Genomic DNA, 26,400 nt, shown 5'->3' on the forward strand with positions numbered 1-26,400 from the left:
CTTTAACTTTAACCATTAATGAGTATGATGAAATCTATTAAATACAAAATTCTCAACGGTGTGTGCGGCTTAGTATGCTCTGCTGCCGTTTTCTCAGCGACCGCCCAAATTATCCCTGCCCCGCCTCAAGTTAATGCAAAAGGTTATTTTCTTGTTGATTTTACCACTGGCAAAGTAATCGCCGAGGGTGAACCGGATACCAAAATTGCACCCGCTAGTTTAACAAAAATGATGACCAGCTATGTGATTGGTACAGAAATCAAAGCAGGTAACATTGCACCGACTGATATGGTTACGGTGAGTGAAAAAGCGTGGGCTAAAAACTTTCCTGAATCATCAAAAATGTTTATCGAAGTGGGTAAGCAAATTAGTGTTGATGATTTAAATCACGGTATTATTGTGCAATCAGGTAACGATGCCTGTGTTGCAATGGCTGAGCACATAGCTGGCAGCGAAAGCGCCTTTGCAGACTTAATGAATGCCCATGCTGAAAAGCTTGGAATGAGCAATACTCACTTTATTAATAGCCACGGCTTAGATACCGACGAGCACTTCACAACACCACGTGATATGGCTACTTTAGGCGCAGCGCTTATTCGCGATGTACCAAATGAATACGAAGTTTATGCCAAAAAGTCATTTACTTTTAATGGCATTAAACAATATAACCGTAACTCACTGTTATGGGATGAAAGCTTAAACGTTGACGGGATTAAAACTGGCCATACATCAGAGGCAGGTTACAGCCTTGTCAGCTCTGCAACAAAAGACGATATGCGTTTAATTGCTGTTGTAATGGGAACCACAAGCGAACGTGCCCGAAAAGTAGAAAGCAAAAAACTACTTAACTATGGCTTCCGATTCTTTGAAACAATTACACCATACAAAGCAGGCGACAGCTTTGCCGAGCAACGTATTTGGATGGGTAATAAAGAAAACGTATCGCTCGGTATTTTAGAAGATACCCCGATTACTATCCCACGTGGTCAGCGTAAAAATTTAAAAGCGGACTTCACACTTGATAAAGTATTAGAAGCACCACTAGCTAAAGGCTCTAAGGTAGGCACTTTATCTTTACAGCTGGAAGGCGAAGTAATTGCCCAGTATCCACTGGTAACGCTTGAAGAAGTTGAAGAAGGTAGCTTCTTTAGTAAAATTTATGATTACCTACGTTTACAAATAATGTAATACCCAAACAACCTCAAGATCCGAGTTTCAGTTGGAATTAAAAGCGATTTAGGCAAGGCATTGATTGCAAATAATAGTGGTTCTATTGTTAAAATCAATAACGCAGTATAAATCGCTTTTAAACCAACCCGTTGGGCGTTTCACAGGCACTTACTCTCATCGTTGTTACTTCTTAAAAGGGATTGCCATTCTTGCAAAGTAACGCCTTGATATTAAGCACCTGTGAAACGCTGAATTCTGTATCTTGAGGTGGCTTGGGTATTCATACCCAAATAATATAAGCGCCTTGCAAAGCAAGGCGTTTTTTTTTGCTTTAAAAATGGTAGAATGCGCCCCATATCTAACCGACACATAATCTGGCTAGCAATAATAACGGCAAAAAGTGCAGTTATTCCATTGTTATCGCAGTCGAGAACAGATTATCGAAGCGGTTTATTGTTTAGTAAAAAATACTAAGCACACATTAAGTATGAGGAGTCAACGTCGTGGCTACACCGGTAGAAAATACTAAATTTGATGAATATTTAGAGTACCCTTGCCCATTCACATTTCGCGTAATGGGGTTGGCAAACGTCAACTTAACAGATCAAATTCTAACTAAGTTACAACCTATTGCACCTGGCGACTATGCTCCTAAAGTAAAACCGAGTAGCAAAGGCAATTACGAGTCAGTTAGCCTAGTAGTTACCGTTACCAGCGGCGCTCATATTGAAGAAATTTACAACGTGATCAGCGCAATTGATGACGTACGACACATGCTTTAAGCGCTAAGCGGAGTCAGCTGTGAGCGAAAATACCTTAATCGTCCGTCAACTTGGTAGACAGCGTTACATGCCTATTTGGCAAAAAATGCAAAACTTCACCGACGTGCGTACTGAGCAGGATGCCGATGAAATCTGGCTTGTTGAACATGAGCCTGTATTCACGCAAGGCCAAGCAGGTAAAGATGAACACCTACTTGCCCCAGGCGACATAGAAGTGATCAAAGTAGATCGTGGCGGTCAAGTAACCTATCACGGACCTGGTCAGCAAATGATGTATGTATTATTTAACCTACGTCGTTTAAAAATTGGCGTACGAGAACTGGTTACATGGCTTGAAGAGTGTATTATCGATACTCTGAATGAGTATAACATTGCAGCCTACGCCAAAGCAGATGCACCAGGGGTGTATGTTAACGACAGCAAAATAGCATCATTAGGGCTTCGCGTTCGTCGCGGTTGTTCTTTTCATGGTCTAGCACTGAATGTAAACATGGATATGAGCCCATTTTTGCGCATTAACCCTTGTGGTTATGCAGGCATGAACATGGTGCAAACAACCGACTTAAACGGCCCAGAAGACCTTGCGCAAGCAGGTGCTGGACTCGTAAAACACATGATCAAAAAACTTAATGCAACAGCCGTTAAGTATACTGAAGGGTTTGAAAACGAATGAATAAACCAGTCAAGATGGAACCAGGGGTAAAACTGCGCGACGCTGAAAAAATGGCGTTGATCCCAGTTAAAGTATTACCAACTGAAAAAAACGAGATGTTGCGTAAGCCTGAATGGCTAAAAATTCGCTTACCTAAATCAACCGAGCGTATTGATGGTATTAAACAAGCCATGCGTAAACATGGCCTGCATTCAGTATGTGAAGAGGCTTCATGCCCTAACCTATCAGAGTGTTTTAACCACGGTACAGCAACCTTTATGATTTTAGGGGCAATTTGTACACGTCGTTGCCCATTTTGTGATGTTGCCCATGGCCGCCCATTAAAGCCAGACGCTGCTGAGCCTGAAAAACTCGCATTAACGATTAAAGACATGAAGCTTAGCTATGTAGTGATCACCTCAGTGGATCGTGATGATTTACGTGATGGCGGCGCACAACATTTTGCAGATTGTATTCGCGAAATTCGCAAGCATAACCCTAAAATCACCATCGAGATTTTAGTGCCTGATTTTCGTGGCCGTATGGACCGCGCACTCGAGATTTTAATTGAAACGCCACCAGATGTTTTCAATCACAACCTTGAAACCGCACCACGTTTATACAAGCTTGCCCGCCCAGGTGCTGACTACAAATGGTCATTAGAACTACTGCGCCGCTTTAAAGAAGCACACCCAGAAGTGAAAACTAAATCAGGCTTAATGGTTGGCCTTGGTGAAGAGATCAGTGAAATCGAAGAAGTGTTACGTGATTTACGTGAACACAACGTCGACATGCTAACTGTAGGTCAATACCTACAACCTTCTAAGCATCACTTACCAGTAAAACGCTACGTGCCACCAGCAGAGTTTGACGGCTTAAAAGCCTATGCAGATGAAATTGGCTTTACACATGCAGCCTCAGGCCCATTTGTTCGCTCAAGCTATCATGCTGATCAACAAGCCGCCGGTAAAGAAGTGAAATAATTACTTTTATACCATTGAAAAATCGTTAGTTATGTACTTTTCACAGCATAGCTAACGGTTAACAAACCACACTTTCACCTTTGCGACCCGAGACTAATACAACTAACGTTTCGAAGCATTACTTCTCAATTGTGCTGAAACATTATCGTTTAACTTAAGCCAATTCGTTTCATAATCCCATGTTCCCTTAAAGTCTTCACTACTTCTTGAGGTTTCTAACATTTCTCTAAAATCAAAAACTTCAGCAAAATTACTTTCATTTACGTCGTAATTACCCCACCCCCTAGGCTCCATCTTAATATACTTTAAATAATTAGACTTGAAGTCATTAACGGCAGTGACTAACTCTTCATTACTATTTAGTTTTTCTGCAATGAGTGCCTTTTCATCATCATTAACAGAGCCAGTTACTACAAGCTCACCTGATTCATTGATAGCAATACCCCAACTTTTATTTGCTAAAGCGGGCTGCTCACTCTTTAATTCAGCCATGATACTATCATAGGGTGAAAGCATCTTCTCAACCGTTTTAGGTACGTCGCCGCCTGGCATATACAAATGAGCTGTAGCAACTCCAATATCATACATAACATCTTCAATAGGTCTTAATATATTGGCATCTTTATTTATAGGTTTATAATAAGTCGCTTCAGGCTCTTTAGGCATGTCTTTGTGATAGATATCCTTTGCTAGTCGCTCCATTTCATTATTTAACTGTTCTTTATTATTTGGTGATTTATTTATTTTTACTGCTGAACTGTTCGATATTAGCTGCGATGCTGAACTGCTATTGTGTGGGTTAACTTGCATATCACTTTCCTTGTTCGTTACTTATCAACTTATTATCGACAAATTACTCTTTTCCTTTAGCTGTTTCTAATAAGAAAACTTAACTTACTATGCATAAATAATGAACAGCGCTTAAATGTTAGGCTATGCATATCTTTATAGCGGTAATGAGGCATAGTTTTTGTATCTTATAACCTCATTTATCTTCCTCGGTATTTTTCAATGAACCACCACCCAAGCTGAGCTAGCACTAAAGTTACGCGTAATTAATTATACTGACTTTGAAAATACTTTTAATAGTTCAGGTCATGTTTCAGGCTCTGTTGATTTAGGTATTGGAGGAGATAATGTTGAATACGTTGTACTAAGGCATTTATACGATCAAAATTTGGTGAGTAGTAATCCTTCATAACTTTTACTTTTAAAGCTAATAACGACTTCGTTTTTAGCTTTTTTCATTTAATGTAAATTCATAAAAAACAATCAAGTTTTTATGTTTGGAACCGATAAAGGTATTAACGGTAAGATCTTTCGTTATAAATGGAATTAAATATGAACATAACCCATAAAACTTTAACTAACATAGCAACCACACAACATAAGAATGAATCAAAGCCCGTTAATGTTGGAAAATGGTCTGATAACCTCCCCGATGAAAAAATTAATAAACAGCAAAAGTTTACTAATGATATTTACCATAAAGATGAACATATCCCAAAAAATCAGAGCTCCTATGATAGACCTCTTGATATAACTGCGCATAAATCTGAATCTGAGATTTTAGATAAAATGACTAATACAATAAGCTTTGGTGAATTACCCAAAAAGTTAAGTCAACTTAGACCTAAATATGAAAATTTCCTGAATGAACTAGAGATATCATCTCCATCATTAGCTCAAAAAGATTGGCGGTTCTCTATTGATAGTGATGATAAATTAGTTGTTTCTGGTGATATTACTGAAGATAAAAAACCTTATCTTGAGGACAAGCTAAATGCAGATAAAGATATAGTAAGTTTAGTTAAAGAATTACCTGATATTTTAATAAAAGGTCAAGAATATGACCGTGGTTATGATGGGAAGGGGAAATATTGGGGAAAGTATCATGTTACCCAAGAAAACTTTAAAGACATTGTTGATATAAAAGCACTTTTAGATAGTTCATACGGACCAAATGCAAAAGCATTTGATAATGGTTTTGATATATTTTCATATCAAGATAATTTACGTAGTCAATTGTCAAATAAAGCAGAAGTTAAATATGCTTATTGATGAGTTATTATTATTGTAAATAAACTCTGGACGCCCTCCCTAACTGGGGACAACCTCGTTGATGTTGGTAAAAACAATATTCAGTAGCTTTATCTAGGCCATATTTGTAACCAAGACTTATTATCTAGCGATCCATCATAAGAGCCTCTTTCCGAGAGGCCCGCTTTACTAATCTCTACCGTTTAGAAGCATTTCTACTAAGTTGAGATGAGATATTATCGTTTAACTCGAGCCAACTAAAGTCCTTATTCCAAGCCTGTTTAAAGCTTGTTCCGCCTTGTGAATTATCCAGAATTTCTTTTAAATCAAATATTTTTGAGAAGTTATCTTCGTTTACGTCGTAACTTGACCACCCCCTAACTCCCAAATCAATGTGCGCTAGAAAGCTCGATTTAAACTCCTTAGCTGCGACAACAAAGTCCCCGTTGTCATTTAATTTTTCAGATATAAGACTTTTCTCTTTATCATTAATTGAACCTGTAACTTCTAGCTCACCTGATTGACTGATTGATATACCCCAATCTTTATTCGCTAATGATGGTTGTTCGGCTGCTATTTCAGCCATAATATTGTCATACTGAGCAAACATTTTTTCAACCGAGTTAGAAACTTCACCACCCGGCATATAGAGATTGACAGTAGCGAGTCGAATATTATTTAACGCTTTTTCTTCTGTTTCTCTTGTTGATACAACATTATTTGTTTTTATATTCATTGGTTTATCATAGGTCGCTTCAGGCTCTTTAAGCATGTCTTTGTGATAGATATCCTTTGCTAGTCGCTCCATTTCATTATTTAACTGTTCTTTATTATTTGGTGATTTATTTATTTTTGCTGCTGAACTATTCGATATTAGCTGCGGTGTTAAATTGGTATCATTTGAATTAACTTTCATATCATTTTCCTTGTTCGTTACTTATCAACTTGTTATCGACAAATTACTCTTTTCCTTTAGCTGTTTCTAATAAGGCATCGTTTTTGTATCTTATAGCTTCATTTATCTTCCTCGGGTATTTTTCAATTAATCACCATGCGAGTTCTAAAATATAATACCGCTCAAACCAAGCGATCTGGCCCAATAGTTTTGGACACCTCGTTAAGTGAGTAAACTAAACTCACGGAGGTGATATAGAACAAACAACGTAAACATTATTCTGACGAATTAAAAGAAGAAGCGCTTACATTTGCTGAAAAAGTTGCTGTGGCTCAAGCATCGAGAGAGCTTACTGTTTGCAGCCTTCAATAAAATTACTGGCGAAGCTCTGCTGCTAAAAAAGTGAGTTTGTCAGATAGGTAAAATTCGTTATCAGCAGAAAATACCCGTTAAAAATGGTAATTAGCAACTCAAGCTGAATTAAAAGTGCAGACGTGCTGCACTTTTAATTAATTTACTTAACGCGGCTTATTGATCCCACTCGGGAGCAAAATCTGGGGTTGCTTGGCGGTCTCCGCAATCAAGTGCATCAATACGTGCAATGTCTTCCTCGTCCAGTTTTACCGCTTTATCATTAAAGTTGTCTTCTAAGTTTTTCCGCTTAGTTGATGATGGAATGGTGGTCATACCGTTAGCATTTTCCCATGCAATCACCACTTGTGCAGGGCTTGCTCCATGCTTATTGGCAATATCAATGATGGTTTCATCCGTTAATACTTTACCGACTACAAACGGCATATAGGCAGTGACATGAATGTCGTGTTGCTGGCAAAAAGCCCGCAACTTAGTATTTGTTAAATATGGATGCACTTCTATTTGGTTGGTAAATATTTCACGTGCGTCAAGTGTTTGCATAGCCTCTTTTAAATTCGCTATGGTGAAATTAGAAACCCCAATATGCTTTGTAAATCCTAGCTCTTTTGCCTTTAATAACTCAGTTAAATACTCACTCATTGGCTCATCGTTTGATGGCGCAGGCCAATGGATCAACAATAAATCGACCGAATCAAGCTGAAGCTTTGCAAGTGACTCTTTCACACTGGTAATAAAATCACTTTTATTGAGTTTGTTATTCCACACTTTAGTGGTAATGAATAGCTCGTCTCGTGGAATATTACTGTCTTTTATCGCTTGACCAACTTGCTTCTCGTTACCATAAATTTGTGCGGTATCGATATGGCGAAAACCCACCTCTAAGGCCATTTTAACAGATTCATACGCTGTTTTACCTTCGAGACGAAACGTACCCATACCTAAATCCGGCATCTCTATTACACCTTGTGTCATGATTTTATCCTTCTAAAATAATCGGTTTAAAAATACAAACTTATTAGATTTCTAAGCTAAGTTTCTCAAAATACACCTGCTACTTTTTCATTTAAAACTTTGACCTCGTAAAAGGTATGAGGCCATTAAATTTAGTTTCAAGGGCTAGAGCCTGTATATCTTTTTTGATTATTTTTAAATCCGTTTAATAATGTAGCATTAATGTACAAGACGGAGATTTAAAGCCTAGTGTATAAAGCTACATCGAACGTTGATCATTAAAGAAATGAGATTCGCGCAGCTCACCTAGCAGTTTCACTGGCGCAGATGGTTAGGCTTGATTATGGTTACGGCTAAGTTTTAAATTTAAAGCATCAGTTTTGACTAAAGCCCAGTGCCAATAATAAAACGTCTAATTTAAATCAAATATAAATGCTCTGCCTTAAATAAAATCTGTTTATGTTCGGTTTTGCAATACCGCTTTTAATCCATTAATTCTTGCAACGCATCTAAAGGCAGAGACTTATAAAAATACCAACCTTGAACCTGATAGCATTTATTATACTTTTCAATAAATTCACACTGCTCTTGCGTTTCAACGCCTTCAAAAATAACAACACGATTAAGATTCGTGAATAGTGTCATTATTGCCAGGAGCATATCTTTTTTCAAAGGATCAGTAATCGATTGAGTAAAAATGCGGTCTATTTTTATGATGTCGAAGTTAATTTCGGTTAACCAAACTAAATTAGAAACACCGGTGCCAAAATCGTCCAAGGCAACAGTAAATCCATAACGTTTAGCCTGCAAAGCGAAGTTTGATAACTCATTTAATGGCAGACCTATGCGCTCAGTGATTTCAATTTTTACTTGTTTTTGGCATATTTTATATAATTCGCATTGCTCATTCAAAAACGGTAAGTACTCCGAGCTTTGAATTTCAAAAGAGTTAACATTAATTGCAATACTAAAATCATCTTTTTCTATAACAAAAGGCGACAACTCTTTAAATGCTCGCTTTACAGATGAAAATGCCAACGACGGATATAAATTTAACTGCTCAGCAATACTTAAAAATAACTCAGGTGAGACTTGCCCATGTACCGCATCTTTCCACCTAATTAAACATTCTACGCCAATAATCCGCTTACTCTGAACCTCTAAGATTGGCTGGTATTCTAAATAAATGCTTCCATCAGCAATTGCGTTACGCAGTCGAAATTCAATCGAATTTGTTCTTTCTATGTATGAGATTAAAGAATAAATAATTAAAAAACTAATAATGCAAAGTAATATAAGTATCGCGGTCAAAGGCAAAGTAGAAAAAAACAACAACCCTGGTCGATTATTAAGCACACTAGCGCAATAGCTAAATTTTGTACTACAGCTTTTAACTTCTTGTGATAATAGGTTAAATTCATTACCAAACTGAAACTCGGAGTCAAATTGATGGAAAACGTATAAGCCATCACTAGAGGTTATGTTAAACGAAAAATCATTATTTGCTTGATCAAAATATTTAAAAGGCTCTTGAATTGTAAATGCTACGATATCATTGCGTTTTGCAATATCATATTTGGCATCAATTGGAAAAATCCCTCCCACTTTTTGCGCAAAATAAAAGCCTTTATTGCCCTTAAAAAAATCAACATTAAGTTCAACAGGCTCTTTTAAAATCCCCCAATTTGCCGAACATATAATTTTATTTTGTTTTACTAAACCAACATCATGTGTGTAGTGGTAGTTAGTCAGAAATATCCGTAACTTATTTACTGTTTCTTCATCACAACGTCGAGGGTCAATGGCTTCTGCCTGATAAATGGATGCGCTAATATCACGAGAGATGTCTTCTGCTTTACTAATAAGAGATTGCGTAAACTTTTTCTGATGATGCATTTGTACAAAGTTTGCGCCAAAATGGAATATAAAAATTAAAAGCAAAAGCAAAAGCGGTAAAAAGAAAATTATTGCACTTGGTTTTTCTTTAAAAGCTCTCAATGACATAGATTTTCCCTTGCAGTTAGCACATTAATTATCATTTAATACCACTAAATTGTATCGTACGCTAGCAGCAAGCTCCTACTATTAACTGTTATTTAACAGCTGGCAGCTTGTTTGCGCATGAAAAGCTTAAATTATTGAGATATCCAAAACATAGGACTTAGCCATATTAAAAAGGCTGCCACCTACTTCGCGAAAATCAAAAAAAAGCGGTTCAAATTCGATTCACTGTAACTGCCCAATCTATGATCTGATGAGCTAATGCTTTAAGCAGTTATATCAACGCTTGGTATTACCTTTTCGGTATACTAGGTTTCGCCAGTGTTCTTACATCATGAGTATAATTCGCCTCAATAACTTAAAAGTAAGCCTCTGAATAAGTTTATCTTTAGATAACAACACAACTCAAACCTTAACAAAAACATATAAATAAAATGCAATCTGCTGTTATACTGTTTTTATTCAAAGAGGGTCTTATTCTAGTATGGTTACAATTAAACAAGTCGCTGTCCACGCAGGTGTTTCATTTAAAACTGTATCTCGAGTGGTCAATAATGATCCAACAGTCAAAGATATTAACCGCGAGAAAGTGCTTAAAGCTATAAAAGAATTAGGTTATCGCCCTAATCGTGCGGCAAGTTTAACACGACGTAAAAACTCAAATATTTACGCAATTATTGCTGATGAACTGCTTAGCGTTCCTTATACTTTTGATATTATCCGTGGTGCCCAAGAAATTGCGTGGCAGAAAAATAAAGAACTATTGATCCTCAATGTTAACGAAACCCAAGCGAGTATAGACCGAGCTATCGAGAGTCTTTTAGAGTATCGCGTAGAGGGGGTTATATATTCAGCAATGTATCATCGCCAAGTTGCAATCGCTGATGAACTAAAAAAAATACCAACAATTTTAGCTAACTGTTTCCCTGCTTTGAATAACTTTCCCTGTGTAGTACCTGATGAACAACAAGCTGGTGAAGATATTACGGATGCGTTAATCCGTAAAGGCTATCGACGAATTGCTTTCTTAAACTTAAATGAGAATATAGTTGCAGCCAAAGGTCGTAAGCTAGGGGTTATAAATTCATTTAAAAAGCATGGCTTACCGCTCGATGATTTACACATTGAATCGGTGATTATTGGCCAAGCTGATGGTAGTGAGGTTTCGACATCGAGAGAGTCTGCAGCGCGAGTGATAGACGAGTTTAAACCTGATGCGATTATATGTGGTCAAGATCCCATGGCGCTAGAAATTTACTTTGTTGTGCATGATAAAGGAATGATCGTTGGTAAGGATATTGGTATAGCTAGTTTTGATGATTGGGGCAGTATTCCTGAATTATTACAACCGAATTTAACGACTATGGCATTACCACATCATGCAATGGGACGTTGGGCAATGGAGTATCTTATAGAGCAGCGCACTGATATTGTTCATCACAGCCTACCATTTAAACTTATTTCTCGTGATTCGTTTTAATAACATCTGCCTTTAATGTAAAAAGCGATAATACGATAAACACACACACAATCAGTCCCAAGTATTGATAAGCTAACGCAAAGCCTAAATTATCGTACACAACACCGACAACAACAGCTAAAATTGATGCCATCAATTGCGTTGTAAATTGAAAGCCGATTATATAGATCATGGCTGAATAACGAGCTTCAAAGTGCATGTTTATATATTTAAACAATGCAATTAGCATCAGCGGTAATTCAATTGCATGTAACAGCTTCAACAAACTAATCGTTATTGAATCACTCACAATCCCTGAACAATATATCCTTAATGCCATCAATACCCCACTCAATAGCAAAGATTTTTTCACCCCCAAATAATTAACCCACTTAACAGCTAAGTATAAGAAAATAGCTTCTAACAATACTTGTGCTGATGTTAAATAACCAAATAACTCCCTACCTTGCTCTGGTGTTTTAAAAAAGGAAGTGTAGTAAATAGCAAATTGCTGATCAAAAACGGCATAAATACAACTTACACCGATCACAAACACACTTAAGCGCCATAATCCTGCGATTTTAAAAAATGCTTTAAGTAGTTGTACGGGAGAAAAAGTTCGAGCAGGTGCTGATACAGGCTGACGTTTTGCTACTTTAACAAAAACCAATAGCCCCACTAAGGCAACCGCCGCAATACTTGATAACCAATAATTTAAATTTGCTGCGAAGTTAAAGGAAAGACCAGCAAAGTAACTTGCCATGGCCCAGCCAAGTGAGCCCCACATTCGTGCTTTGCCAAACTCAAAGTTCGTCGAGCGACTTTGTTTATCTATATAACTTTCAAGTGTTCCCACTCCAGCTAAAAATGCACATGAGAAAACAGCACCTCCTAAAATAGCAGCCAGATAAAAATGCGTGTGTAGTAAGGGGGCATATACATAACTAACAAATGGGCCAATTAACATTATAAAAAATGCAATGAAGTAAAGCAGTGTTTTTTGTAAACCAAGCTTATCTTGCAAAATGCCATAGCAAGGCATTACGAGTAAAGCCATGATGGAGTTGATACTAAAGATGACCCCAACTTTAGCACTATTGAGGCCTACCTCCTGACTAAGCCAAATTGGAAAAAATGAAAATGAAAAAGACCATGCCATAAAATAAATAAAGAATATGGCGCTTAATAGCCGATAATTACTACTCATATCGCATAGCCTTCTAAAAAGTAAACGACCCTATATTACTATAGAGTCGTTTCAAAGGTTATTTTTCTATTGCTATATTGTTTAGTTTTACGTCACTAAGCGACAAAGGCTGTTCAGCACTGACTTGTATTTTATTATAAGGAGAGGTTGGAAAAACGATCGAGGTCATAGAGCTAACTCCCTTATTAACAAATACTTCTACCGATGCTTTATCTACCCATATATCAACATCATAATACTCAAGGCCCTTTTGTAATGGCGCAGTTTGTAAAGACGCAAAACCATCTTCAAAGTCTTTTAAACCCGACTGTCTTCGGTCAAGTATTAGTTGTCCTTGAGCTGGGTTTAGCTGCAGCTTAGTGTATTCACCCGTTGCAGAGCTAAGGATGATATCAGTAACTTGTTCAGTGTTTGCTACACTAAAGCTCACCTTAAATTGCCCAGCTTCAACAGTAAAAAGCTCATCTAACTGATAGCTATTCGCGCCAGTTAGGGTTGCCTTTTGTTGTGTGTTACTCAATAAACTATCTAACTCTTTAATAGGTTGAGATGCCAAACGCAGGCCTGCTGGCGTTTGCAATAACTTTAACTCTCTGGGGATCGTCATTGCGCTGCGCCATACCTCCGTAGGAACTTGGTTTGCGTATTGCCAGTTACTCATCCACCCCATAAATAAGTGTCTACCGTCTGGAACATCAGAGAAAGTTACACCAGCATAATTATCAGTGCCGTAATCTAACCATATTGAAGGTTCGTACTTTTCATTTGCTGCTTTATCAGAAAATACGATATCAGCAATTTTTATATGCCCCCAATCACCTCGTTCATTGTCTACTACTTTAATATAAGCTTGCTGGCCTTTTAATTGACTCACGTTCCAAGAACGCTCCGTTAGTGTACCCGTATTATTACCACTTGCGGTTTTAACTATTTCTCCATTCACTAACAACTGTATTGCGGTACTATTGTGATGCTTTCCGCCTGCAATTTTAAAGTTAATAAAATCATGGTCGATGGCAAATGATTTTGAGGTTAAGGTGCCTGTCGCTTTATCCGAATCTTTAAAAGAGCTAGCAATCGTATTCGCTGGTTGATCATTAACTATATGAAATGCGTCACCAGATACTTGCCAATTTTTTAGGCCATTTTTGAAGTTGGAAAAGTCAAGCCCTTGGGGGAAAACAGCTGGTGTTGCTGTAAGCATTTTTTGATAATCGCTATCTAATACAAATTTTTCACCATCGAAATCGCCAACAAAGTATTGTGTACCTGAGCCGCCATTTGGCGCCCCAGGGTTGATACTCACTAATAAAACATATTTATATTCGTCGGTACCTTCAATACGCACACGAATAAGATCTGGACACTCCCATACACCTGCGTGACTGCCCCAATCAGCGCCAAAGTTACTTTCAAACTGCCATGTTTTTAAATCTTTTGAGCTGTAAAAACCAATATGATCATCTTGAGCCAATACCATAACCCATTGCTGAGTATCTTCATGCCAGCTTACTTTAGGGTCACGAAAGTCGCGGATCCCAGGATTTTTTAATACCGGATTATTAGCGTATTTTATCCAAGTACGGCCTTTATCGGTGCTATATGCTATGCCTTGTGTTTGAAAATCAATCGCCCCCTGTGCCGCCTTTTTATCATCGTGATAGGTAAATATAGCCACTAATGGTGGGTTTTCTTTACTGCCAAAGCCGCTGCTATTTTGCCAATCAACTACCGCACTGCCAGAGAAGATAGTACCGTGCTGATCAGGAAACAGCTTAATTTCTTGATGCTGCCAATTAACCATATCTTTACTAATTGCGTGCCCCCAATGCATTGGCCCCCACACAGATGAATCAGGGTTATGCTGGTAAAATAAATGATACTCACCTTGGTAATAAACCATACCATTGGGATCATTCATCCAATGCTTTTCTGGGGTAAAATGAAAAGCAGGACGAAACGCCTCTTTGCTAGGTTTATCTACACCCATAGGGGCTGTTTTTTCAGTTTGGTTTGTCATACTACATGCTGCCAAAAATGATGAAATTAAAACTAAATTAACGGTTCGCATCTAATGTTCCTTGGTTATTATTGGTATCTAATGAAATTGCTTCTAAAGAGCGTCCTTTTGTTTCTGGCATAAACCACGCAACAAAAATCAATTGCCCTAACATCATTAAAGTAAAGAAAGTGAATACTTCAGTGGCACTAAAACGTTCTAAGAAAAATGGCATAAGTAAAGTGATTGCTGCGGCAAAAAACCAATGCGTACCGGAGCCCAGCGATTGCCCTTTCGAACGCACTTTATTAGGAAATATTTCCGCAATGAAGACCCAAATAACGGTACCTTGCCCTATTGCATGAGCGGCAATAAACACAAATACAAAGGCTACAACCGTTAAGCCGCCAGATTCAGTACTAAACGCCCACGCAACTACCGAAAGAGAAATAACGTAGCCAATTGAGCCGATATACATCAGCGAACGGCGACCAAATTTATCAATCAATGATAAACCAAGCATGGTAAAACATAAGTTCACCACGCCAATACCAGCGCCGGAAAGCAATGATTGATTTACATCCAATCCCGCAAGTTCAAATACTCGAGGAGCATAATAAATAATAAAGTTAATCCCAGATAATTGATTAAATGCAGCAAATAAAAATGCAAATAACGCAGGCTTACTGTAACTACCACCAAATAGCTTAGATTGACTGTTTTGTAACTTGTCCCGTTCAATGTCATTTAATACTTGGTCTGGGTTTTGTTCACCTAAAGTCACTAAGATTGAACGCGCTTTAGCTTTTTCGTTTTTCTTTTGCACTAACCAACGTGGACTTTCAGGTGCCTTAATGATCATTAATAAATAAGCTAAGGCCGGTATTGCCTCCACACCTAACATTAAACGCCAATCAATTGCGGATGTTCCTGCGATTAAAAAATTAGAAACAAACGCAACTAAAATACCAAATACAATTTGAAACTGATAAAGCGCGACCAAACGCCCTCGGTACTTTGCAGGCGCAATCTCAGAAATATAAGCAGGTACAACAATTGAAGAAATCCCGACTCCCACGCCACCAATAAATCGTAACAAAGCGAAGCTATATGCTTCAGGTGCCATAGCTGAGCCAAGTGCCGAAATTAAAAACAGCACCCCAACTAAAACTAATGTGGGTTTTCTACCCCACTTATCGCATGGGTAATTACCGGTTAAGGCACCCAGTAGTGTTCCCCATAAAGCTGAAGACATAATAAATAAGCCATGAAATAACGAGCTCGTATTCCATAACGCTTGAATAGGTTTATCCGCACCGGATATAACCGCGGTATCAAAGCCGAATAAAAAACCAGCAACGGCAACGGTGACTGACCAATAAATAATTTTTTTCATAATCACTCTTAAAACTTAACGATTAAAAGGTGGGCCGAAACCCACCACTATTAATAACCTGGGTTTTGTGTGTACGACCCACCACTTAAAATCATTTGCTGGTTTGGAATAGGCAAATATTCATGCTTTCCTTTAGTGAAAATAGCATCGACTAAATAAGGTTTACGTACGGCTTCAATAGCTAAGTAACTATCAATTGTTTCTTTCGCTATTCCCCAGCGAACTAAGTCAAAAAAGCGATGTCCTTCAAGGCCTAATTCTAAACGTCGCTCAAAGCGCAGTGCCGCTCTTGCTTGCTCTTTAGAATCAAAACTCGTATGTAAGCCAATGTTATAAATACTCGCGTTATTTAATTTATCAGTGCTTTGTTTAGCACGCTCACGAATACGGTTAATGATTGGCAATGCTTCGTCATATCTGTCTAACTCAATTAATGCTTCTGCTTTCCAAAGAAGCACATCTGAGTATCGAATTAATGGCGTATTAAGTGAGAAGATAGGGAAAGGGCCATTTTCTCCACGGCAACTACAATCAGGATGCTCCAAGTCTTTCATCGCTGTAAAATTGCCATAAATACCAGGGGCACGTGCCCAGCTATCACCACCATGAATTAGCGTTTCATCATATTTAAACGGTTTGCCTTCCATAGCCACGGTATGATCTAAGCGAGGGTCAACTGAATCACTAGTCATGTCATAATTAAAGTCGTTAAAAGAGCCAAATAACGGCAAGCCTTGTTGGTCTGTTTTAAACGCATTAACAAAATTGTCAGTTGGAACATGGAAACCACAACAACCAAAACCACCAGCCATCGGCGCATTTAATGCACTAGGCCAGCTACCACGTCCATCTGGAGAGCCGTCATTTAAAGAGCGCTGAATAGCAAAAACTGATTCTTTACCATTCTCACTTTCAAACAAAAAGTTATTCGCGTAATCATCAAATAAGCCATACACGCCGGCCTCTTCAATTTCATCAACGAGGGCCACTACTTTTACAAGTTTATCTTTATTAATATTAATAACTTGATGTAACTCATTTTGCTCATACGCTTGGTAGAGCAATGTTTTAGCTAGATATGCCTTAGCTGATAACGCTGAAGCGCGCCCAACATCCTCTTGAGTTTGTGGTAAATTGTCTGCGGCAAACTCAAAATCTGCTGCAATCTTATCCCATAACTCTTGATCGCTTAGCTCACGATTAGTAGCGCTAAGAATTTGATCTTGTGTCATTGTTTCATCAATCCATGGGATGTGCTTATGGTGTATTTTTAAATCAAAGTAGAAAATACTACGAATAAACCGTAGTTCGGATTGTTTTGCAGCACTGTTTTCGATTGCATCTGGCGCATTTGCGATTACCGCTAATGCTGAGTTTGCTCTTGAAATACCGGTGTAATTTCGTACCCACTTTTTGTTGTTCAAATCAATTAAATCTGGCGGGAAAGACTCCATATCAGGCACTATAGGCTGATATAAAGACAAGGCATGATAAGCAAAAATATCACCAGGTCCATTACCACCTTTGTGGGCGTCTCCGGCGCGTAAGTTTCCTGTCGGCCATAAAAAGTTAGGCGCAGTATAATGATCGTTTCCAAGATATGAATAGGCAGCAATAATCAACGCATCTACATTTTCACTGTTAGAAACTTGCTCTTCAGTTAATACCCCAGAAGGTGCAACATCAAGATCAGAGCCACCACACGATGCTAAAGAAAGCGCGAGTGTAGCAGCTGTAAATAGTGTTTTAATTTTTTTCATAATATGTGCTCGTATCGTTGTCGTTTTAATAAATCAGAAAGAAAGGTTCACGCCTAACGTGATACGTTTTGGAATTGGAAAATTACCGTTTGGAGTTTCAGGATCCTGGCTTAGCGTCCCTGATGGCGTAATGGTCAATAAGTTACTTCCCTGCAAATAGATGCGTGCAGAACTAATACCGTATTGGCTTAACCACTGTTCGTCAGGTGTATAACCGATAGATAAGTTGCGAAGCTTGAGATAGCTGCCATCTTCCCAAAACAAACTTGATTGACGGCCCTCACCATTGTTATCAATTAAAGTTAATGCCGGTACATTAGTGTCAGTATTGTTAACTGACCATGCATCAAGAACGCGATCACCATAGTTAGAGCCTATATTTAATGATGTGAAGTCAGTAAATCCACGCCAACCATTACGTATTTGCCCTCCTTCAACACCTTGCCAAAACATATTGAAGTCCCAATTTTTGTATTTGAAATTCATATTCAATCCATACATAAAATCAGGATCAGTATCAGCAAAGAAACTTTGATCATTCTCATCAATCACGCCATTACCATCTAAGTCTTTCCAACGAACTCGACCTAAACCCGCACCCGATTGCGCTGCATGAGCATCTATTTCACCTTGGTTTTGAAATAAACCATCAGCGACATAACCATAAACAGAGTTAACTGAATGACCAACAATCGTTTTATCATCACCATTACCACCAAATGAATTCACAACGTCTTCAGGTAATGAAACAACCTTATTTTTAGCTGAAGAAATGTTAAAGCTAATATCAACATCAATATCGCCATCTAAGCTATCAAAAGTAAGGTAATCGGCGTAGCCAATGAGTAACTCAAAACCAGAGTTTTCAATCGTGCCACCATTGACCCATTGCTGAGCGCCTTCGCCTAATGTTGCAAGTGGATTGGTTAACGTTAAAATATCCTCTGTGGTTTTTTCAAACCAATCGATACTGCCGTATATGGTTTCGTAACGCATACCAAAATCGAGGCCTATATTGGTTTGCGTTGATGTTTCCCATTTTAGGTCATCATTGCCTGTTTGTGCTTTAACAAAACCTGATGGTAGCGTTCCGCCATTAGCACCGCCTATATCATAAGCGGTCCCTTCATCTTGCTGATCAGTGAATAGGGACTGTGTTGCATAACGACTTAGGTAGGTTGTATATGTTGCATCGGTAGGTATTTCTTGATTACCCGTTTTGCCCCAACTAGCACGCAGCTTTAAAGTTGATAAAAATTCAATATCATAGAAGGACTCGTTACTGATCACCCAACCTGCAGAAATAGCTGGGAAATTACCGTAGCTATTATTACTACCAAAACGAGATGAGCCATCACGACGAATTGTTAAACCTGCTAAGTAACGATCATCAAAGTTATAGTCCATACGCGCAAAATAAGAGTTAAGAGACCATTTATCACCATCCCCCTCCACACGAACATCACCCGTTGCTTGTGATAAATGTGCGTAATCACGGTCATCAGACGCAAAGCCTGAACCAAAACCAACAGATCCTTCATACTCATAATCTATTTGTTCTGTGCCGACCAAAAACGTAAAATGATTTTCGTCTAAATCAAGTTTATATTCCGCGGTATTAGTCCAGCTAAAACTGCTATTCCAATTTTCTGTGACTGAAAGCTGATCACCATAGTTTAACGAGCCGGCTTGAAAAGCACGGGTATAGTTTCTGAAGTAGTATTGCCCGTAATCTAAACCGATAGAGCTTTTTAACGTTAAACCTTCTATTGCCTCATATTCAACAAAAATATTTCCCATTACTTTATTGAATCTACTAACGTTATCACGGTTCATTTCGATAATTCTAACTGGATTATCACGGTCAGTTACACCAGGAACAGGCCCTCCCCAGCCACCTTCCTCGTTGTACACAGGAACGATAGATTGTTGCTCTATAGCTAAATTTAAAATATTACCAGCCAGATCATTAACCAAGTTTGATTCTTGGTTTGTCACTATAAAGTTTTCACCAATCTTAAGTTTATTTGTTAGCTGATAATCAGAGTTAACACGAAAGCTTATTCGTTCAAACTCTGAGCCATCAACAACGCCTTCTGAGCCGTAATACCCGAGTGAACTATATATTGAAGCTTTGTCTGAACCACCTGAAACTGAAAAGTTAAGATCGGTTACTTTTGCAGAGCGCGTAACTTCATCAAACCAGTTTGTATCAGCAGGGCGTTGTAACTGTGCTGCATCAGTAAATTCAGGAAAAACAACGTTGTTTAATTGAGGGTTATTAAAATCATTATTCCAATCATAAGTATAAAGAGAACTTGCGGCATTTGGATCTGATCCGTCATTTATTGCTGCTTGCCAAACTGCTTGTGCCCTTTGCTGTGTATTTAATGGGTTTAGCTCATAATTAAAATCATCATATGATTGATTGAAAGAAAAATTAAAATCGAGCCCCTCAGAGCCTTTTTTTGTCGTGATAACAATAACCCCATTGCCAGAGCGTGCACCAAAAATACTTGCTGCTGCCGCATCTCTTAGAACCTGTATATCTGCAATATCATGGCTATTAAGTTCATGCATCCCCGATTTAGTTGGAATTCCATCAATCACATAAAGGGGATCATTATTACCCAATGGTCCTAAACCTTGTCCGCGGATACGCACTGTTGCTGTAGCCGCAGGAGATCCATTAGTGGTAATTTGTAGGCCTGGTACTCTTCCTTGCAAGTTCTGCATTATATTACCTGAAGGCTGGTCAACGACATCTTCAAGGTCTACGGTACTCACAGCACCTGTTAAATCTTGTTTTTTAACACTTCCATAACCATATGAAACTTCAATTATTTCAATGCCATCAGTAGTATTAGCTTCATCTTTTTGCTGTTCGGCAGCAAAAACACTTAATGGTAACGAACAACCCAGCAGTATAGCGCTAACACTTACTGCAAGTTTGTTTTTTTGAAATACGAGCATTGTGTGTGTCCTTATTGTAATTTTACTTATTAGTGTTGATTTCAATATACAAATAAACAACGTTGTCTTTAAAGTATAAAAAAATACCTTTTTTATACTTTAAACTTAGTTTGCTAGACCAATAAAAATAAACAACGTTGTCTTTTTAACATTAAAAAAACATCTATTCAATATAAATAACAAAAATCTGTTAAAAATGTGTATCACTTGAATCACAACGCTATACGCTAACATGGGTCAATAAACTCTAAGATCTGTTGATACGTTAAATCAGGTGTTGCCCCTAGCTGTTGAGCAACCATAGCACCAGCTGCACACGCAAAATCAACTGCTTGTTGCGCATCATCATGAATAGACAGTTGATAAATTAAAGCTCCCAAAAACGAGTCTCCAGCGCCCACAGTATCAACAACATCGATCAGATAGCCTGAATTATAGTACTTCTTACCTTTAATCGATAATAAAGCACCATGGCTGCCTTTCGTCACGCACAAGAACTCAGTATTTGTTTGTTTTGCTATAAAATCTAAGTTTTGCTCTAAAGAATGATATTTACACCCCATTCCTTTAGCGATTTCATAAAGTTCTTCATCATTTAGCTTGATAAAGTCTGCTCTATTCATTAACTCTATTAAATTATCAAGCTGGTAATGAGAAGTGCGCAAATTTACATCAAACACTTTAAAATTTGCATGTCCAAGCAGTTGTTTTAAGGTCATTAATGAAGTTTCAGTACGGCCAATTAAACTACCAAACACAAAAATATCCGTCGATTCAACTTTGCTGATAATTTCTTTAGTTAAAGCAATATTATCCCAGGCAGTGTCAGGCATAATCTCGTACTTAGCAGAGCCATGGCTATCAAGTGTTACCTGGACTGTACTGGTCTTTTTGTTTGGGTTTACAGCAATGTACTCTGTAGTCAATTTTTTCTCTGTTAATTCGTCAAGCAGAGCATTACCTAACTCATCCTCCCCTACCGCACTTATCATTTGTGCGTCAATTCCAAGAGATTTAACCCTAAAGCACATATTTAAAGGTGCGCCACCCAATCGCTTGGTTGTACCAAAACAGTCCCAAAGGACCTCCCCAAAGCAAACAAGACTAATTTTATTAGGTATGTTTTCATTTATAATTATACTCATTCAATAGTTTCCTTATACGCTCCGATTATAGAATAGCCGGATTAGACTACGTTCAACTTACCTTTCACCAAATTCAAGTTAAATACAACTTTCAATAACTACACATTTAAATTGAAAGTGCTAAATGTTGATATCTTTGTTAAATAAATGTGGCCTAGATATTATTCCATTTCAAGACCAAAAAGACAACGTTGTTTATTTGGAGTGATAAAATTAATTTATTGTCTATCTGCAACTTGTAAATAAAACAAATAATATGCGTGTGAGTTATTTTGATTCAATCGGTTAATTGATGAGAAAACATACCTTTATTTGCGCAATGCGTTTTCACATATCAATATTAGCCTTCAAGTTCACCTTCATTTACTTCTCATTCCCTTCTCTTTGTGCAAAAAAGTTTAGTGAATTATTCACAAAGAGGCTAAGAGGCGCTGCGCTTTAGAGTAATACAGATTCTAGATCCAGATGTATTTGCGCGGTTGAAATACTATTACCGAATAGCCACGCTTATCAACTAACGGTGGATTTAGAACAATGGATCCGTAAGCAATAACTACTTAGCTTTATAAGGTTTAGCGTCATTGAGAGGTATTTGGATCAATATTCATTACGGGAGATGAACCGCCCATTGCACTTCCTGCTAATAGAAAGCGCATGATGTGTGGTGTGGGGGCTGGAGGTTAGAGACCTCCGGCTACCCGATTAGGCATTGGTACACCGCATAAGTTTAATACCACCTACATCAGTTGAAAAACCAAAACTTGAATAAAACGCTTCCATCTCAGGTAAACAATATAATTCAAAATGTTTAACCTTTTGTAGTTCCTTATGACCTTTAACCAAGTTCATAAGCTTTTGACCTAAGCCATTACCACGATGAGCCTCACTAACAATGACATCAAATATGATTGCTTTATATAAAATCGCTAATAACTCGAGTAAAGCCAATTAAGTGATCATTGTCATCAAGAATACCAATACAAATTTGAGATCCTTGGACGCAATTTATTGTATCTTCGAGTGAACGCTCTTTGCTCCACCAGACTTCTTTATACAATTGATGGACTTGTTTCATTTGATCAGAAGAAAAACTAGAAATTATCGTCATACTTGAATAAATGCCTCAACGCCCACAGTAAGGGGCTTTTTAATAGTTTGCTAAAATTGTGTAGCGAAGCGAAACCGAGCAAACTGTAAAAAGTCCCGCTTTAATTGCTTGTTATGTACGTACTACAACTGTTTTACCAATATAATCATGTACAGCCCTGCGTTTATCATTAAATAACATGGTAACGAACTCAGATATTCCCCACACTAAAGCTAAAATACCAAAACCAATAACCGCATAAGATAAACCTACAGAAATAGCTCCGGTCATTTCTAGTGTTGTGGCAACGGTTAAAATAATTAGTACCCAAGAAATATTGAGTACTAAATTAACCGATTCTCTTCGGAGCGCCTGTTTAACATTAATCTCGGTTTCAGTAGCATGATTTAGTACCTTAACTTCCATAAACATTTTTCCAAGAGTTTGGCCAAAGTAACCGTGCATAAAAATAGCGTATATTGCGAATTGAACACCATTTAAGGCTTGAAGAAACTTATCTTGAGTGCTGTATTCAACACCAAATATTAAACACTCGATATACAGAAGTATGGCAAATAAGATACCGTCAATTGTTGCCGCCCAAAAACGTGGCCAGAATGTAGAATATTTATCTATTTCAATTTCTTTAAGGGCTTCAACTTTGCCTTCGGGTATATGATTTGGATCGTTTAAGAGCTTTATTACTTTTTCATATCGATCGGGATAGGCTTCTTTATCGATATGTTTTTCAGCATCTAATAATTCGTCATAAGAATATTCTGAAAAGTTTGGTTCATAATCCATTATTTGATAATTCCTTATGTACATAACGAGGCTGTAGAATAACTCGTTTTTAATTTATTTTTATTGATGCATTAACCATAGCCGACTTCCTATTTTGGTTCAATCAGTTATCGCTAGTTTACTTAAAATAGAAAAAGAGAATGTACGATTGTTTTAATGGCTGTTTTAGAGGGAATTACAGGTGCTTAAGTCGCTATATTTCGGCTTAAAAGGGCTCCCCTTTTTTAATGCAGCCTGTTTTGCAGCTTTTCTATATTATGAACTAAGCAATACAGTTGCCATTGGGCATTCACTTTCGTTTGACCGCGTAAGGTCAATTTATTCATGCCTTTGTTAACTGTAATATTCCCGAACACCGGCTCTATACAGCCAAGTCGTTTACTGTACTGCCGTCGCCCGATTGGGCTGTCTATTTTGACCTTCATTTTGTAGATATAGCTTAGCTTTTTACGCGATTCATCATTTTTAAACTGAACTTGCCGTCCTGTTTTTATAGGTGGCTTTCGCATACATTGCTGTTGCAGTGGGCATACCTTGCAATCTTTTAAGTAACCGCAGAATCGGGTGTATTTTTGGTTGTGGCTGTTTACATTTATACCGCTTCGCCACATTTCATTGCCTGCGGGACAGCGGCAGGTTTGTGTCGTCTCATCATAATGGAAGTCGTCTGAGGTAAATAATCGTGGCTTGCCTTTGCTGCGTTTTAGTCGGCGCTTTTCTTGTTCTGTCTCATAGGTTTCGCTTTCTTTAAACCAAACAGAGAAAAAAACAGAGAAAAAAGGACAGGCGTATATTTATGACAAATAAACTAACAACTGTATCGTTATAAACAGAGAAAAAAGGACAGGCGTATATTTATGACAAATAAACTAACAACTGTATCGTTATAGGCCACCTTACCAGTGTTTTTTAAACACTCACTTATAACAAAATGAAGAATTGAGTAGCTTGGAGGGGAGTTTAGCCAACAAATATAGTTTAGAGATTTAAATTTTCATCAACAACTTAAGGAAGCTACAACTCCTCTTTCAGCCTGCGCCTTTGTACCATTTCACATCGTTGCTGGCGGCTTGTTGTTTTAACCGTTGTTTGCTGCCTGCGAAATTTGAGTACTGCTGCCTAAATCGCATTATTGATTCAAGCCATTGCGCTTCTTCTATTTTTAAAGTGAGTAGCACTTTTGGCACAGCGTTCTTGATATGCCCTTTTTTCTTTGGATCTATGTGACGACCACTCCAATCAACTAATTCAATGTAATCAAGTAAGGCAAAAGGGATCGTGTTTTTGATATGGCTGCCACCAAATGGTTTTAGCTGAGATGGCTGGCTTTCATACTGAATATTATCTTTTTGTTTGATAGGCTGATCCACTTTAACTTTGTCCATAGTGAAGGCTTTGAAATGCGCTATACGCTCTTGAATTGAGGTAAAATCACTGTCTTCAAGCGTATCGGCTATGTTTGCTCTGATAGGATTCAAATCAACGTAGGCCATGCAACTAAGCACTGCGGTTTCATCTAATAATGCTTGTGATTTATAGCGCCCTTCCCAGTACTTGCCCTTGCAGTTATCTTCTTTATTGGCTTCGCGGGCAATGTATTCATTGAGGTTTTTCATATACCAGCTTATGTCATACAGTCTTTCTCGCCATTTAGCGATGACCTCGTTGAAAAAGAGTAAACTTACCTTATCTAACTGCTCTCCATTTAAGTAGCGATCAACCAAAACATGGCCATTATAAAGCTGATACCAACGGTTAATTACTTCATCATCAGACCAATCAAGTGCTTGACGCCGATTAACGTTCACAACAAGATGGTAGTGATTGCTCATAATCGCGTAGGCTGCTATTTCTATAGCAAATATACTACTTAAAAACTTTATTCGCTCTACTAACCACTCCCGACGATGATCAAAATTTTTACCTGTGTATTTATCGTCACCACACAAAAACGCTCGCCTAACGCATCGTGAGATTAAGTGATAATAAGGCGTGGACGCTAAATCAATAAGCTTTTTTCTTGCCCGGGTCATACATATCAACTCCAGTTAAACTGTGTATAACAACAGTAGTTGATGCTATGAATTTTGCAAAAATTTTGCAAAAAAATGTGCCTGTCCTATTTTTCCCTCCTATTTTTCCCTTATTTTGAGCCTCAATTTTCACCACATAGTTATGGTTATCGCCCTCATAAAAGAGCCTGTCAAGCAGTGAACTATGTTCAATCTTGTGTTAAACAAGGTTATAAAACAGCGGTTGATATCGACTTGTCCAAGTTCTTTGATGAAGTAAACCATGACATGCTGATGAATCGTGTTGGTCGTAAAATCAAAGACAAAGCACTCATGCGCCTACTCGGTAAATACTTACGAGCGGGGATCGCAGAGCGCGAAACAGGTCTGTGGTTTGAGTCAACCAAAGGAGTCCCTCAAGGCGGGCCATTATCCCCTTTACTTTCCAATATTTTACTCGATGAATTAGATAAGAAGCTAACCTACAAACAACTTAAGTTTGCACGTTACGCTGATGACATAATCATTTTAGTAAAAACCAAAAGCGAAGGACTAATAATCCAACAGGAAATTACTGCGTTCATCACTAAGCGATTAAAACTCAAAGTGAATGAATCGAAAAGTCGGGTCGGTCCTGTATCAGGCTCGAAATTTCTCGGGTTTACCTTCCGTTACGGTCAAGTGCAGATCCACGAACAGGCGCTAAAGA

At 38.0% G+C, this 26,400-nt stretch carries 20 protein-coding genes and 1 pseudogene; 7 read left to right on the forward strand and 14 right to left on the reverse strand.

The genetic code is table 11. The annotated features are described in order from the left end of the window. The first annotated feature begins 27 nt into the window (after positions 1–27). The 4 genes from A7968_RS15780 (at position 28) to lipA (ending at position 3,587) form a co-directional block, all read left to right on the forward strand. On the forward strand, positions 28–1,188 hold the full coding sequence (locus A7968_RS15780) for a serine hydrolase (RefSeq protein ID WP_064667557.1): 1,161 nt from the start codon (positions 28–30) through the stop codon (positions 1,186–1,188). A 485-nt stretch (positions 1,189–1,673) separates the two neighbouring features. After that, a complete protein-coding gene (gene ybeD, locus A7968_RS15785) occupies positions 1,674–1,952 on the forward strand; it encodes a DUF493 family protein YbeD (protein WP_064667532.1) in 279 nt (92 codons plus the stop codon). Between the two features lie 19 nt (positions 1,953–1,971). Continuing rightward, positions 1,972–2,625 carry a lipoyl(octanoyl) transferase LipB gene (gene lipB, locus A7968_RS15790; protein ID WP_084448221.1) on the forward strand — a complete coding sequence of 218 codons (654 nt, stop codon included), beginning with the start codon at positions 1,972–1,974 and terminating at the stop codon, positions 2,623–2,625. Continuing rightward, the gene (gene lipA / locus A7968_RS15795; RefSeq protein WP_064667533.1) at positions 2,622–3,587 is read left to right on the forward strand and encodes a lipoyl synthase; all 966 of its coding nucleotides are present in this window, start codon (positions 2,622–2,624) and stop codon (positions 3,585–3,587) included. Before lipB ends, lipA begins: the two co-directional genes overlap by 4 nt. Before the next feature lie 102 nt (positions 3,588–3,689). On the opposite strand, the gene A7968_RS15800 is transcribed toward lipA, so the two are convergent. Continuing rightward, positions 3,690–4,397 (reverse strand): hypothetical protein, encoded by a 708-nt coding sequence (locus tag A7968_RS15800; RefSeq protein WP_064667534.1) that lies wholly within the window; start codon positions 4,395–4,397, stop codon positions 3,690–3,692. Between the two features lie 531 nt (positions 4,398–4,928). Here A7968_RS15800 and A7968_RS15805 point away from each other — a divergent pair. Further along, positions 4,929–5,648, forward strand: coding sequence for a hypothetical protein (locus A7968_RS15805; protein ID WP_064667535.1), 720 nt, complete (start codon positions 4,929–4,931; stop codon positions 5,646–5,648). 175 nt (positions 5,649–5,823) lie between these two features. Here A7968_RS15805 and A7968_RS15810 read toward each other — a convergent pair whose 3' ends face one another. The 3 genes from A7968_RS15810 to A7968_RS15820 form a co-directional block, all read right to left on the reverse strand. Continuing rightward, positions 5,824–6,543: a hypothetical protein gene (locus A7968_RS15810; RefSeq protein ID WP_064667536.1), complete on the reverse strand. Its 720-nt coding sequence runs from the start codon at positions 6,541–6,543 to the stop codon at positions 5,824–5,826. Between the two features lie 507 nt (positions 6,544–7,050). Next, entirely contained in the window at positions 7,051–7,869 is an 819-nt protein-coding gene (gene dkgB / locus A7968_RS15815; RefSeq protein ID WP_064667537.1) for a 2,5-didehydrogluconate reductase DkgB, read from the reverse strand. 462 nt (positions 7,870–8,331) lie between these two features. Then, a complete protein-coding gene (locus A7968_RS15820; protein ID WP_084448222.1) occupies positions 8,332–9,852 on the reverse strand; it encodes an EAL domain-containing protein in 1,521 nt (506 codons plus the stop codon). A 481-nt stretch (positions 9,853–10,333) separates the two neighbouring features. Here A7968_RS15820 and A7968_RS15825 point away from each other — a divergent pair, with 481 nt between their 5' ends. Next, complete coding sequence (locus tag A7968_RS15825; protein WP_064667538.1) at positions 10,334–11,329, forward strand: LacI family DNA-binding transcriptional regulator; 996 nt, start codon at positions 10,334–10,336, stop codon at positions 11,327–11,329. Here the strand turns inward: A7968_RS15825 and A7968_RS15830 are convergent. From A7968_RS15830 to A7968_RS15875, 10 genes and pseudogenes are all read right to left on the reverse strand, one after another. After that, on the reverse strand, positions 11,307–12,515 hold the full coding sequence (locus A7968_RS15830; protein ID WP_064667539.1) for an oligosaccharide MFS transporter: 1,209 nt from the start codon (positions 12,513–12,515) through the stop codon (positions 11,307–11,309). The genes A7968_RS15825 and A7968_RS15830 overlap by 23 nt on opposite strands. Before the next feature lie 58 nt (positions 12,516–12,573). Beyond that, positions 12,574–14,586: a glycoside hydrolase family 32 protein gene (locus A7968_RS15835; protein WP_064667540.1), complete on the reverse strand. Its 2,013-nt coding sequence runs from the start codon at positions 14,584–14,586 to the stop codon at positions 12,574–12,576. Further along, on the reverse strand, positions 14,573–15,910 hold the full coding sequence (locus A7968_RS15840; protein ID WP_064667541.1) for a sugar porter family MFS transporter: 1,338 nt from the start codon (positions 15,908–15,910) through the stop codon (positions 14,573–14,575). Before A7968_RS15840 ends, A7968_RS15835 begins: the two co-directional genes overlap by 14 nt. Positions 15,911–15,960: 50 nt before the next feature. Next, positions 15,961–17,670 (reverse strand): RagB/SusD family nutrient uptake outer membrane protein, encoded by a 1,710-nt coding sequence (locus A7968_RS15845; RefSeq protein ID WP_064667542.1) that lies wholly within the window; start codon positions 17,668–17,670, stop codon positions 15,961–15,963. A 33-nt stretch (positions 17,671–17,703) separates the two neighbouring features. Beyond that, on the reverse strand, positions 17,704–20,643 hold the full coding sequence (locus A7968_RS15850) for a SusC/RagA family TonB-linked outer membrane protein (RefSeq protein ID WP_064667543.1): 2,940 nt from the start codon (positions 20,641–20,643) through the stop codon (positions 17,704–17,706). Positions 20,644–20,870: 227 nt separating this feature from the next. Continuing rightward, complete coding sequence (locus A7968_RS15855; RefSeq protein WP_064667544.1) at positions 20,871–21,788, reverse strand: carbohydrate kinase family protein; 918 nt, start codon at positions 21,786–21,788, stop codon at positions 20,871–20,873. Positions 21,789–22,490: 702 nt separating this feature from the next. Continuing rightward, positions 22,491–22,736 (reverse strand): GNAT family N-acetyltransferase, encoded by a 246-nt coding sequence (locus tag A7968_RS23440; RefSeq protein WP_208855844.1) that lies wholly within the window; start codon positions 22,734–22,736, stop codon positions 22,491–22,493. 271 nt (positions 22,737–23,007) lie between these two features. After that, positions 23,008–23,679, reverse strand: a complete 672-nt coding sequence (locus A7968_RS15865) for an RDD family protein (protein WP_064667545.1) — start codon at positions 23,677–23,679, stop codon at positions 23,008–23,010. 224 nt (positions 23,680–23,903) lie between these two features. Further along, positions 23,904–24,431: pseudogene (locus A7968_RS15870) on the reverse strand (transposase); the annotation flags it as partial. A 276-nt stretch (positions 24,432–24,707) separates the two neighbouring features. Next, positions 24,708–25,712: a transposase gene (locus A7968_RS15875; protein ID WP_208855845.1), complete on the reverse strand. Its 1,005-nt coding sequence runs from the start codon at positions 25,710–25,712 to the stop codon at positions 24,708–24,710. 177 nt (positions 25,713–25,889) lie between these two features. Between A7968_RS15875 and A7968_RS15880 the strand changes: the two genes are divergently transcribed. After that, on the forward strand, positions 25,890–26,400 hold a 511-nt coding region (locus tag A7968_RS15880; protein ID WP_503826080.1), incomplete at its 3' end, for a reverse transcriptase domain-containing protein.

The organism is Pseudoalteromonas prydzensis (genome assembly GCF_001661495.1).
GTDB classification, from domain to species: Bacteria; Pseudomonadota; Gammaproteobacteria; order Enterobacterales; family Alteromonadaceae; genus Pseudoalteromonas; species Pseudoalteromonas prydzensis.